Below are 11,751 nucleotides of genomic sequence, written 5' to 3' on the forward strand. Positions count from 1 at the left end.
CCCCGCGAATCGAGTGCCACCAACCGCGCCACGGCATCCTCACGCCCCACACCCCGGCACCACGGCATGTCCTCGCCAGCAGAAATCTCATCGGCCACCCACACACCCCCAGCCCAAACCCCGCACCATGCGGCTGTCCACGCGCAGAGGTGTCCATCCCGACACGCCGGTCAGGCCAACACGAACGGATGAAGCTGACCCCCTACTTCACCGCAGGCGGGCGAATTATCGCTACCCGGACGGCGGCTACCGACCCGATCGCGGCTCGATGAGCAGGGCGTCCATGGGCTTGCTGCGATGCGGGCGCAAGACCTCAAGCCAGGTCACTCCGCCGTCCAGGAGACGGCCCATGCATCCGAAGCCGTTCCACCCCAGATCGACGAAGCAACGCTCGGCCTGCTGCTCCCGGCCGAACAGCCTCTGGCCGTGCAGCGTCACCTCCCCCAGATCTACGCCGCGCTGCTCCAACGCCACCAGGGCGCACGTCGCTGCGCGGCGCAGCGGGCTCGTCTCCACCCACCGCCGCCGTACATGCCAGGCGGCTTCAGGGTCTTCGAGCTCCCCGTCCACCAGCCGCAGCGGCGTAATGCTGATCTTTCCCTTCGCGTGGCGGCCGAACAGCTCGATCCTTGCCGGGCGCGGCACGAGGCTCTCCAGCCCTTCGAACTCCGCAAGCATGTGGTCCCTGGGCGCTGTCCCGGCTTCGGGATCCGCTGTCAGGGAGGCAAGGCGCTCGCGAGCCAGAGAGAACGGCTCGCCCTTACGCCACAGCAAGAACAGCTCGAAGCCCTCGTCCTGCAGACTGCTGCGGCCGCGGAATTGGAAGGAGATACCCCGGGTGCGGCCCCTCAGGGCCTGCCGCATCCCCACGTAGGAATCACGCCCGTTGATCGAGGCATGGAGCGACTCCCCGAGCCAGCGCTTGTCCGTACCGTGCTCGATGACGACGTCGACATCGTTCGGCTCCAGCGCACCGCGCGCGTACGACCCGAAGACATACACCTCCTCCACCAGGCCCAGCGGCCAGTCACCACCCTCGAGCCGCGTGATCATGTCCACCAGCAGACGCGTCGCCCGCTCCCGCTTCACCCCGCAGCTCCCTCGGCATATGCGGCGCGGAACTCCTGCGCCACCACGAAAACAGAACCGGGCACCACACGCGGCTTCCCATCCAGCAACGTCTGTCCAACGATCTCCGCCGCGGCCCTGCCCCGCTCCATCTGATACTCCTCGACGGCGGCTGCGAACTCCTCGGGGATCTCCCGCCGGTCCACCACGCCCGCCACAGCGGCCTGCGGGAAGGAACCACCGAACGTCTGCAGCCGCGACCACCCCAGCGACCGGCCGGCCTTCCGCAACGCCGAACGGATCAGATCGACCCCGCCCAACTCCTCTGCCTCGTCAACCCCGAGCCGGAGTTCGTACGACCCGCCGAAGCCACCCCCACCCGGCGGACACGAACGACGCAACAACGGCACCAACACAGCGACAAGACGCTCATGACGCGGATCACCCGCAAACGACGGCATCCACCGAGCGTAGCCAGACACAACAGGCCCCCACCCAGCCTTCCGCCATACCCACCCACAGGGGCGACAAGCACCCCACACAGCAAACGACACCAGCCTTCACCAGCACAACGACACCCCCGTACCGCTGCGCCCCAGCCCAGCGCCAGTGAAAACCCATGACGCACACCCAGTGCACATCACACGACGCCCATCAATCTGCGACCAGCCAACCTGACCGACACCCCTCCACAAACTAACGCGGAGCAGGACTAGCGCACGTCGAACGCAATCCACGTGTTCGTCAGCGACTTGGGCTTCCCGGGCACCGGTCGCCGCTCCTCGGTCCAGGCCTCGCCCGCGACTTCGGAAGCGACGCTACGCCAGAAGCGTGCAGCACCCGCGTTCTCCTCCTGAAAAGCGATCTCCCATCGGCCGGGGTGCGCAGTCAGAACAGACTGCACCGCTCGCAGCCCGAGGCCCGACCGGCGTGCCCCACGCACCACGAAGAAGCTGTTCAGCACGCGCACCTCGCTGTCCAGCGCGCGTACGAACGCGAAGCCGACCGGCCGGTCGCCAGACCATACGAGATAGGCCACCCAGACGGGATCGCCGATCGCCGACTCTAGCCACTCGCGCCGGTACGTCCCGTCCGGGTTCGGCAAGACCCCCCAGAACTCCGACAGGTCGTGCAGAAAAAGCGGCCAGAGCCGTTCCAAGATGTCGCGGTCCTCGACGCCCGCTCTGCGGACAACCAGGTCTGCCATCTGATCCTCCCCGAGAACGCGAAAAGCCTTCCGGCGGACCGGAAGGCTTCGAAGTATCGCGCGAACTCTATCGTGCAAAGCGCCGGTTTTCGTGGCAGCTCCTGACAAGGCCAAACGCCAGCCTGTGTCAGTACAGGGTGCCCAGGCCCCTTCGTGTGCTGCTCGTGACGAGCGTGAGGGCGGCGGCGACCGTGTCGGCCAGGGGGCATCGTCGGTGGCAACCCGGCCGCACTCATCCGCACCCGCCACAACGACGACATCGCCCGTCTCTCGACCTCGCCTGGTGGGACTGGCCCGCAGAGCACCTCACCGCACACATCCGGGCCATCGTGTCCGGCACCGTCGACGACCTCGAAGAGATCGCTCCCCGGACCTGAGCACCGGCCCTCACGAACAGCACACGAGGAGGGGCGAACTTTGCCTAGGCGGCGCTGGCTCACGCCGCAGGCGCGGCGCGGCGAGGCGATCGTGGTGGACTCGGCAACATACCGTCATCAACCTGTGAAGGTTCTGCGGGACGCTGGTGATCAGCTCGAATCCTCAGGCCCAGTCCAGCCGGCGCACTTCGCGCTTCTCATCGGGGGGAACCACACCATGAGCACCGTACGCAGAGCCGCTGCCGTCCTCGCCGCCGTATCCGTACTGGCCGCCCTGACTGCCTGTGGACCCTCCGAGGACACCGCGGGGGGCGGGGCCGGCGGGTCGACCGCGAGCCCGGCGAAGTCCGCCACGCCGGCCGCACCGCCGACGCCGGCCAAGCCGACCGCGTCGGCCAAGCCGTCGACGACGTCGAAGCCGGCGAAGCTGCCGAAGCCGACGACGCCTTCCACCGATCCCGGCTTCGACGTCTTCCCGTGCAGCACGTTCGACGTGAAGTTCACCGCGACCCTGGCGGAGCCCACGACGAGCAGCTACCTGCTGAAGATCACCAACAAGGGCACCAAGGCGTGCAGGGCACTGGGGCATCCGATCGTGGCCTTCGGTGACCTGGCCGGCCACGCCACCGAGCGCGGCACGGCTCCCGGCATCGAGGACGCGATCAGGCTCGACCCGGGGGAGTCGGCGTACGCTGGGCTGATGGGCGGCGCCAACGACGGCAAGGGCAAGACCGTCAACTCGATCGGGCTGACCATGAACACGGAGTCGGACCTGGAGCAGACCCCGCTGAAGGCGTCGACTCCCGGTCTGTACGTCTCGCCCGACAAGAACTCCGTGACGGCCTGGATGGACAACGCCGAGGACGCACTCAGCCTCTAGCGCTGTGTCGCGCGTGCCCTGGACCCGCCCGGCGCCGAAGCTCAGGCGAAGCGCCAGCGGGTCTGGCTGTACGGGGCCTTGCCGAAGCCGAAGACCGTGCGCGGGGCGACCGCGAAGACCACCGCCTCCCCGGCACCGGGGTTGACGAAGACGCCGTCGCCGACGTCGAAGTGCCATTCGCGCGATCGGGAGGGGTGGCCGGCACGACACCGGCCCGTCTCCGGAACGAGGAAGGTCTCGTCTCCTTCCTCTGGAAGGAGACGAGACCTTGTGGAGCGCTGGGCAGGCCTTGCACCTGCATCCCCCCACGGGAAGTGGGGTGTCTTTCCTTGGACCACCAACGCCAGGCCCGGCAACTGGTGAAGCTGCGGACTCAAGATCAATCATACGGCATACCCGACGAGGTCACTCGGCTCGGGTGGGCCGTTGCCGGGCGGGGGGTGCCTGGAAACCAGCGGGACCGGCCAGCGTCACCCAGGTGAGGAGACCGGCTCGGTCGGGGCAGAGCAGGGCAGAGCAGGGCAGAGGAGGCGGCGAGGTCACACAGATGGCGGTGACGGCTTTGACGGTCCGTCAATCCCGGTTGGGGCCACGCTGGGGAAAGGCCCCCGAACGGGGCTTCCTGGAGAGGGTGCGCAGGGGATGGCCCTGCGGTAGCCGGCCACGGCCTGGCGTGGAAGCGCCGGTCGCAGCCACCTGAGCGCGTCGAAAGCTTCGAAGGTCGTCGGCCGCAGCTCTGCGAAACGGTTGGTACCGGCGGGTGTCGGTGGTCGTGGTTAGGGTGACGATCATGACTATGGCAGCAGTGATGATTACGGTGGACTGTGCGGAACCGCAGGAGTTGGCCCAGTGGTGGGCCACTGCGTTGGGAGGCGAGATCGCCCAGGACCACGGCGACTTCGTCATCGTCAAAGCGCAGCCTCTGGCGCTGGGTTTCCAGCGTGTGGCCGAAGAACGGCGCGGCAAGAACCGTGTACACATCGACTTCGCCGCCACCTCCGGCACAGGCATGGCGCGGGAGGTGGAGCGGCTGGTCGCTCTGGGTGCGAGCGTCGTCGGCGAACACAGCATTCCCGGCCTGACCTGGACTGTGCTGCAGGACCCGGCCGGCAACGAATTCTGCGTCCACTGACAAGCATCGCCACCGCAGCGGTCGCAGCCGCTCGTTGATCAGTGGTAGAGGCCCCAACCGCCCTACCTGGCCGTGAGCTTGCGGGCCTCAGCAGGGTTCAGGCCCAACGCGGCCGCCATGGCCGCGGACTCGTGAGCGCGGGCATGCCGCGCCGGCCATGACCGCATCAGTACGTGAGTCTCAGCTGGCGGCTTGCTTGTCAGCTTGATGCTGATCGGCACCGGCCCGCGGCCGGGGTGGTCCGTGGCCCCGGGTGCCCGGGAGGTGGCGGCGGTCTTCGCTCCGGGGGTGGCGGCCGCGCATCGGGAGCAGCAGGGGGGCCGGCACGGGATCACGTAGCGGGCAGCGGTGGTTGGGATGTGCGGCAGTGGAGCGTCTAGGACGGCCAAGGCCACCCCCGCAGCTCGCCATGTACGCGCACATCGGCGCTGAAGACGGCGCACCCGCCGACCCGACACTGTGGATCATCGAACCGGTGGCCAAGGTGATTGTCACCGCGGCCGAGCTGTCGGTCGATGACGAGTACGCCTTCGTGCCGAGGGGGCGTGGGTGACTCTCGGGGCGGCCAGGGCTGGCGGGGGGCAGGCCGTGGCGCGCTTCAGCCCTCGCTGCCCGCTCACGCGCAGGTGTCGAGCGTCTCGTTCAGCCGGTCACGTTCGACTCCGGTGACGCTCAGCTGGTGTGCTTGATGTGAGTACAGGCCCTGGAGTAGCTGCACCAGTACGCCTGGGACGGGGGAGTCCACTGGTCCGGAGACTGGTCGCCCTTCGACCGGTTCGACGCCGCCGAGACCGCGATCAGCTGCGGACCCTCAAGGTCGTTGGCGAAGGCCTTGCGCTTGGCGGTGTGCCAGGTATCGGCGCCGGAGCGCCAGGCGTTGGCCAGCGGCACCATGTGGTCGATGTCGACCTGCGAGGCTGCGGACAGGGTCTTGCCGTCATACGGGCTGAACCAGCTGCCTGCGACGGCGCGGCACTGGTCGTCGCGGACGACGTCCTGGCCGTCGCGCTCCAAGACCACCTCGCGGGTATCGCACTGCTGCCCCTGCTGCGCCCAGTGCGGGAACCTCGCCCGGGAGTAGCCGGCCATCGAGTGCGGAGCCTCCACCACCAGCGCGGCCAGCTCGACCCGGGCAACCGAGGCCGGTGGTGCTTCGGGGAGATCCCGGCGCACCGCGGCAACCCGGGCTGCCGCTGGGGCGGCAGGCGCCTGGTCCGGGGCCGCGTGAACGGCGGGCACGGTGGAGAGCAGGGGCAGAGCGGCGAGGGCGAGCGCGGGCAGACCGCGCGACATCAGCATCTTGATCACACACCCGGGTGTAGCGGCCCCTGGGACGGCCCCGACACCACATCAGCTGCTGCTCACCCGAGTGGGTGCACCACTTCACCGGAAAAACGGTCCAGCTCCAAGCCCCCCTTCACCCCGCAGCCGCAGCCGGCCCCGCCCCGAACCGGGGCACGCCCTCGACGGTCAGTCCAGGCGCAACCGCCTGAAGCGCAGCGGGTGACGGAAGATCCCGCCCCGGTCGACGGCGCGGTCCGCGCTGACCTCGGCGACGAGGTCGGGGCGGACGAGGACCGTGTCCAGGACGTCCCGGCTCCCCCACGCGGCCGCGAACTCACACCGGTCCAGGGATGCCCCAGGCCGGCCTGCTCGAGGTGCTCGGCGACCTGGCGGGCCGCGTCCGGGCGCAGCGGTACGGCGCGGCCGGCCACGCGCAGGCGGCCGGTGTGGTCGTGGCGGCCGAGGATGAGGAAGCTGGGGGCGGGCCAGGGTGCCGGCGATCGCGCCGATGACCGCTTCGGTAGTGTCCCGCCTGCGGCGCGGGCGGCGACACGGCGCTGCAACGCCTCGAAGGACAGCGCGCCCGCCTCTTCGAGATCGGCGGTGCCTGGCTGGTGTGGCAGGGCATGCGCGAGCACAAGGGCTGGATCTGGATCGGCCCGGTGTCATCGCGTTGGGCCTGTAGGGGGTGGTGGCCACCTTCCAGTCCGACGACAACTTCGGCCGCATCCTCGCCGCGTACGGCGGCATCTTCGTGGCCGGGTCGATCGCCTGGGGCATGGTCGCCGACGGCTACCGCCCCGACCGCTACGACGTCATCGGCGCCTTGGTCTGCCTCGCCGGCATGGCCGTGATCACGCACGCGCCCCGCAGCCACTGACCGGCCCCCCGCCCCGTGCCAGCCCGCCCGGTCACGTGCCGCAGCGTGACCTTCAACGGCGCGTACCCGTTCACGATCTCCCCCGCCCGGTGGGCCGTTCACGAGCCGTCTCGGTACATGTACCCCTGCCACCGCCGCCCCCGGACACAGGACAGACCTCTTCGTCCGGCTATCTCGGACAAAGAGGTGTCGTTTTCCGACGGGGCTTGCCCACGGTATCTGACCTGCACGAATGCAAGATCACCAGATTCGGGGGGTCCCACTCCCGGTCACACCTTCCGTCCCCCGCCTCGTGCAACCGTGCAGACAACCCTCCAGCCGCCCTCCGGTGCAACCCCCGCGAAGGATCAGCGGGAGGGCTCCCAGGCTTCCTGTGCCGAGACACGTTAGATGTCACCTGGACACGTTTGTTGTCACCGTGTGATTGCGTAGGCCACAGTTCGCCTGCTGAACCGCTGTCCGCTCAATCGTCAAAGTGGAGTTCAGGTCGGGTCCAGAGGGTGAGGTCGCTGCTGGTGGCGACCGCCAGGGTCAGTCCGGAGGGAGAGAACCCAGCGGCGCGGAGTTCTGAGTACTCGGAGTGGAAGATGTGCCACCACGTCCCTCCCGCCGGGCCTTTGTGAGTCCCGCCGTCGGCGGAGAGGATGACGCGGTCGCGGGGCCACTCGGGACTGACGACGTCCAGGGTCCAGCCGTCTGGAGTGGTGCTGTGCAGGCCCCCGCCGAATAGCCCGGCGATACGCACCGGCGTGGCCTCGACCGGGCCGATCCCAGGGCAGGTGAGATCCGGCGACGCGTCCGGAGTGCTGGTGTCGGGGTCCGGGTCCCGATCGCGGGCGACCTTCTCGCCGGTGACCGCGTCAAAGAGTCCGTGGCCGTTGCTGGACACGACCATGACGAGGTCGTGCCCGCTGTCGGGATGGACGGCGAAGCCGATGCCGAGCAGACCCCCGATGGGCGTCCTGCGTTCCAGCACCGGCTGCCACGGCTCCGGGACCGGCATGACGGTGGCGCCGATGTAGCGCTCACGCAGCTTCTGCTGGTACTCCGTGATCAACTCTCTCCCCCAGGATGTATGGGTCAAGAGTACGAACCAGAAACGACCTCCCCGGCCAGCCTCCGGACCCGTCGCCGCAGGAGGGTTCTCCGGAACAGTGACAACTGGCTTGGCCAACCGGTGACAACCAGCGTGTCCGAGTCGTCGGAAGCCGCAGGCCGCCAGGTTGCCTTGGTGACGTCTAGCGTGCCCGGCACAAGCATCGGAACGCCGGCGACCGCGGCGGTGAACTCACCGGCCCTCCGTAGTCACCGCTACAGAACCGGTGAGTTCCTCCGGCGCAGGTCAGGGCACGTTGAGGACCTGGAGCTCACCGATCGCCAGACTCGTCTGGCTCTGGCGGGTGGTGGTGATCGTGCCGGTCTGGCCCGCCCCCGACCAGGCAACGTCCCAGGTGGTCGTCGCGGTGACCGGGTAACGGCCGCCCGGGGCCTGAGCGCTGGTGCGCTCGTACATGTGCCCGCACGTCGGGGACATCTCCTTGCCCCGGTCCGTGGGGTGTACGGCGTGCCCTGTCCAGTGCAGGTGACGATGGTGCCGTCGCCCATCGACCACACCACTGTGCGGACCGTCGCGGTCGCCGTGACCGTCACAGAGCCGGCCGACGCCGTCGCGGTCGCCGGACCGGTACGGGTCGGGCCCGGCTTGTTCCACATCCACACCGGCATCCCCACCAGGCCTTTGCCGTCCGGGCGCGGCACGATCCCGATGTCCGGGCCCTCCAGACGCAGCCGCTCGACCGCCTGCTGCGCGAGCGCCTGGACGTCGACGCCGTCACCGGCCGGGCCCGTCGCCGACCAGCGGATCCCGCTACGCACATCCTCGTCCCCGCTGGGACACGTCACCAGGTACAGCGCCCCGCCGTCGCCCGGCTTCCAGCCGGGTGGGGCCCCGGTGGCGAAGCCGGGCGGAGGCCTCCGGCCGGGCCGTCAGTCTGCTTCCAGTAGCAGGCGTCCGCCGAGTTGAAGACGCCCATCTCCGGGGTGGAGCCTGGCCGTCGATCGCACACGTGGGCAAGCCCCCCTCCGCGGGGGGCTTGCCCGGCCCACCGCCAGGCTTGCCCGGGTCCTGAGCTGTGACGTCGCAGTTCAGCTTGGTCGGCGGACACACCACCGATACGCCCGGCCCGTCCGCCCAGGCAGGGCCGGCCCCGGCCCCCAGGAGCACCACGGCCAGAACGCCGCCGAGGCGGGGGCGGATCAGCATGTGCGGTCCCGCTCGATCACGTACGTCACGAACTGCCAGCTCCCGCCCGCCGGACGGATCGCAGTCGAGGTCACCACATGGCGGCGCAGCCCGCTGTAGGGCACCTCACGGCCCGTCCCGGTCTCCACCTCCCGCTGCCCGGTCGAGTCCGCGCAGTCCGTCACCGTGGCCCGCAGCGGCGCCGAGGACGTCTCCAACACGGTCACCTTCGCGTCGCGGCGGACCGAGCCCTGCATCGTCGTCTTGCCCTGCTGGTGCCAGAACACCGTGGCCTGGATGTCCGCCAACGCCCTGTCCGTCGCCCACCGCGCCAGCTCGGGTTCGACCTTCGCCGCGGCATACGAACGCTCCTCCGCCGCCGTCAGCGCCCCATACGCCTCCAGGACGGCCGCGCGCTCCCCCGCGTCCGGGTCAGCCGACGACGGAGCCGCAGACGCGGCCGGCACCGGCTCCACGGCCTTGCCGTCCGACGTACCGCCCCCGCACCCCGCCAGCAGGCCCACAACCGCCACACCGCCCACCACCCGCACCGCCAGCCAGCCCCGCACTACGCCACCCCTGACACATGATCACGCCACGCTAACGACACGCAGCCCCACGATCACCAGGAAATCCAGCCAGCCAAAACCCCCACCTCACACCGCCCTCAGCCCGCTCCCCCACCCCCTCCACCTATATAAAGTCTGGCTAGTCACCACCTGCAAACAGGCACCTGACCAGGCACGATGCAGGCAGACCGCAAAACCGTTTTCCCCCCAAGATTCCCCCCGGCTTTCCCCCCAATAGGTCCCCCCTCAGATTCCCCCTGGGTTTCCCCGTCAGAAGGCCCGCCCGCCCCGATGAACGCTGGGCCCGACACGCGCGCGTGCACGCGCGCATCTTGGCCCTGCCCGGTCATCGACCCCACGGCGGGGATGAACCCCCGCATATTGCGGAGGGGCACGCTATCTCCGAGGCGTGGGCGGCACAAACTCGGGTGTACTCACTGTCAACCGTTGAGGAAGCGGGAAGCCTGGTCCGCGTTCTCGGCGACCCCGACCGGCATCCACGCACCGGATTCGTCGTCCAGTTCGAGGAGAATGCGGGGTGCGTCGGGGGCGAGGTGCGCGGCTCGGCCGCGGGCGGCGGGGTCCAGTGGTTGGACGCGGCGGCGTCCGGTGATCTGCCGGTCGGACTCGCCGGCGGTCGCGGCGCTCGGCCCATGCTGCGAGCGGTTCCCCCTCGGCGTCCACGTCGCCCCTCCTATCGGCACCTGGCCCCGGGCAGCAGGTTCCCGGGGTCATCCAGCCATGGTGTCTCACCGTCCGGGCCCACGGTAAGGCCGAAGCGGTCAAGGCTCGGACTGCCCTGCATCTCCCACCATCCGTGCGCGGCTTCCACGACGTCCCACAGGCGCCGCGGGCCGTGCTGGTAGACGACGCCCGGCCCGTTCCCCTCCGGCCACCGTACGGCCGCCCATGAGCGGTCGGTGAGGGAGTACCACCAGGCGGCCGGGGAGCCGTCGGGTTCGGTGTGGGTGGTGTGTGCGACGTGGGGCACGGCCAGGCTGATGGCGTGGTGGGCGTCGGCGGCCGGATTATCCGCCGCCAGCCGAGGCCGGGGTCGCCCGCGTTACTCTTCAGCGCGCCGCCGGCGCAGACCGGTCTGCATACCGCGCCTGTCCGGGCCCGGTGCCCGTCGCCGAGAAGTACAAACCGGGACCGCCATACAGGCCTATACAGCCACGAGCGAGGTCAAGGACAAGCCGACCGCGGCGGTACTCAAGCAGGCAGTCACAGGGGTTCTGCAGGCCCTCAAGTCCGGCGAGCCGGCAGCGCCGGACTCCATCGGCACCGCCGAGCTGGATGCCCTGGCCGGAGAGGAGCCGAAAAAGCCCAAGGCTCCGCGCAAGCCGGCACCGCCGACCTTGCCGTGAGACCCCCCACCGCGCTCGATCGGATGCTGCGACAGCACATGACGCAAGAGAACCGGCCGCCGGTCGCCAAGCTCCCCCGCGGAGTAGCCCGAGTTTGCTATCTCCACCAGCCCCGGCCCTGCCCTCCGTGCAGAGAGCAGGTACCGCGGCCTGATGCTTCACTCCTCCGCTTCCTCCCCGAACTTTGAGGCCTCAAGCAGGGTGTTCATGAAGGACAGGTAGCGGTCCAGGTCCGCGGCCCAGTCGGGCATCGCCAGGTACTGGAACGTGCTCATGGCGACCGCGGCCGCGGCGACGACGGCGGGACTGTCCGGCACGATGCCGCCGACGCGGGCCCACTGCTCCCACATTACGTCTCCCGTCAGCTGGGCGAGGATCTCCGGCTGGTCCGGCGCGCGTCGCAGGAGCACCGATAGCAGCGGAGCGCCGCAACGGGCACGAGGGCGGCGACCACCACTGGGCACCTCCGAGTCCAGGTAGACAGGTGATACAGGGCTGCCGACACGACGACATCAGCCGCCTGCGGACGCGTCCACTTCACGCTGATACCGCGCCAGCGCTGGACATCTCACTGCGGGGGCCAGCTGTGGCGGCGGGATTACGAGACCGCCGAAGTGATCAGCCAGCGCGCGGCCGAGAGCGCCCAGCCGCTAAGACGTCGTTTCATTTGGTGAGGCGGCGGTGGCAGATGAGGGCTGCGGCTATGCCGACGAAGGCGAGGAAGTGTTCGGCCTTGCGTTCATAG

General features: G+C 69.5%; 13 protein-coding genes and 3 pseudogenes. 5 read left to right on the forward strand and 11 right to left on the reverse strand.

Features of this window, described 5'->3' with window-relative positions:
- Positions 1-246: 246 nt before the first annotated feature.
- The 3 genes from ACIPK4_RS39820 to ACIPK4_RS39830 form a co-directional block, all read right to left on the reverse strand.
- Positions 247-1,089, reverse strand: coding sequence for a nucleotidyltransferase domain-containing protein (locus ACIPK4_RS39820; protein ID WP_402322787.1), 843 nt, complete (start codon positions 1,087-1,089; stop codon positions 247-249).
- The gene (locus ACIPK4_RS39825) at positions 1,086-1,529 is read right to left on the reverse strand and encodes a hypothetical protein (RefSeq protein WP_402322790.1); all 444 of its coding nucleotides are present in this window, start codon (positions 1,527-1,529) and stop codon (positions 1,086-1,088) included. Before ACIPK4_RS39825 ends, ACIPK4_RS39820 begins: the two co-directional genes overlap by 4 nt.
- A 251-nt stretch (positions 1,530-1,780) precedes the next feature.
- On the reverse strand, positions 1,781-2,275 hold the full coding sequence (locus ACIPK4_RS39830) for a GNAT family N-acetyltransferase (protein WP_402322793.1): 495 nt from the start codon (positions 2,273-2,275) through the stop codon (positions 1,781-1,783).
- 204 nt (positions 2,276-2,479) lie between these two features.
- Here ACIPK4_RS39830 and ACIPK4_RS39835 point away from each other — a divergent pair.
- A pseudogene (locus ACIPK4_RS39835) lies at positions 2,480-2,652 on the forward strand (antibiotic acetyltransferase); the annotation flags it as partial.
- 217 nt (positions 2,653-2,869) lie between these two features.
- Entirely contained in the window at positions 2,870-3,532 is a 663-nt protein-coding gene (locus tag ACIPK4_RS39840; RefSeq protein ID WP_402322795.1) for a DUF4232 domain-containing protein, read from the forward strand.
- Between the two features lie 41 nt (positions 3,533-3,573).
- Here ACIPK4_RS39840 and ACIPK4_RS39845 read toward each other — a convergent pair.
- Positions 3,574-3,708 (reverse strand): annotated as a pseudogene (locus tag ACIPK4_RS39845) (pyridoxamine 5'-phosphate oxidase family protein); the annotation flags it as partial.
- Positions 3,709-4,322: 614 nt separating this feature from the next.
- Between ACIPK4_RS39845 and ACIPK4_RS39850 the strand changes: the two are divergent.
- A complete protein-coding gene (locus tag ACIPK4_RS39850) occupies positions 4,323-4,664 on the forward strand; it encodes a VOC family protein (RefSeq protein WP_402322798.1) in 342 nt (113 codons plus the stop codon).
- 409 nt (positions 4,665-5,073) lie between these two features.
- On the forward strand, positions 5,074-5,217 hold the full coding sequence (locus tag ACIPK4_RS39855) for a hypothetical protein (protein ID WP_402322801.1): 144 nt from the start codon (positions 5,074-5,076) through the stop codon (positions 5,215-5,217).
- 119 nt (positions 5,218-5,336) lie between these two features.
- Here the strand turns inward: ACIPK4_RS39855 and ACIPK4_RS39860 are convergent, their stop codons facing one another.
- Positions 5,337-5,972, reverse strand: coding sequence for an HNH endonuclease (locus ACIPK4_RS39860; protein WP_402322803.1), 636 nt, complete (start codon positions 5,970-5,972; stop codon positions 5,337-5,339).
- Positions 5,973-6,505: 533 nt separating this feature from the next.
- Between ACIPK4_RS39860 and ACIPK4_RS39865 the strand changes: the two are divergent.
- Positions 6,506-6,828: pseudogene (locus ACIPK4_RS39865) on the forward strand (YnfA family protein).
- A gap of 463 nt (positions 6,829-7,291) precedes the next feature.
- Here ACIPK4_RS39865 and ACIPK4_RS39870 read toward each other — a convergent pair.
- The 6 genes from ACIPK4_RS39870 to ACIPK4_RS39895 all read right to left on the reverse strand — a co-directional run bounded on the left by ACIPK4_RS39870 (position 7,292) and on the right by ACIPK4_RS39895 (position 11,416).
- Positions 7,292-7,885 (reverse strand): hypothetical protein, encoded by a 594-nt coding sequence (locus ACIPK4_RS39870; RefSeq protein WP_402322806.1) that lies wholly within the window; start codon positions 7,883-7,885, stop codon positions 7,292-7,294.
- 285 nt (positions 7,886-8,170) lie between these two features.
- Positions 8,171-8,362 (reverse strand): hypothetical protein, encoded by a 192-nt coding sequence (locus ACIPK4_RS39875; protein WP_402322809.1) that lies wholly within the window; start codon positions 8,360-8,362, stop codon positions 8,171-8,173.
- Between the two features lie 722 nt (positions 8,363-9,084).
- The gene (locus tag ACIPK4_RS39880) at positions 9,085-9,603 is read right to left on the reverse strand and encodes a hypothetical protein (protein WP_402322812.1); all 519 of its coding nucleotides are present in this window, start codon (positions 9,601-9,603) and stop codon (positions 9,085-9,087) included.
- 476 nt (positions 9,604-10,079) lie between these two features.
- Positions 10,080-10,343, reverse strand: coding sequence for a DUF6087 family protein (locus ACIPK4_RS39885; protein WP_402322814.1), 264 nt, complete (start codon positions 10,341-10,343; stop codon positions 10,080-10,082).
- Complete coding sequence (locus ACIPK4_RS39890; protein WP_402322817.1) at positions 10,334-10,630, reverse strand: hypothetical protein; 297 nt, start codon at positions 10,628-10,630, stop codon at positions 10,334-10,336. The genes ACIPK4_RS39885 and ACIPK4_RS39890 overlap by 10 nt, the downstream gene beginning before the upstream one ends.
- 534 nt (positions 10,631-11,164) lie before the next feature.
- Entirely contained in the window at positions 11,165-11,416 is a 252-nt protein-coding gene (locus ACIPK4_RS39895; protein ID WP_402322820.1) for a hypothetical protein, read from the reverse strand.
- Between the last annotated feature and the right edge of the window lie 335 nt (positions 11,417-11,751).

Source organism: Streptomyces sp. NPDC086989 (assembly GCF_044745505.1).
GTDB lineage: Bacteria > Actinomycetota > Actinomycetes > Streptomycetales > Streptomycetaceae > Streptomyces.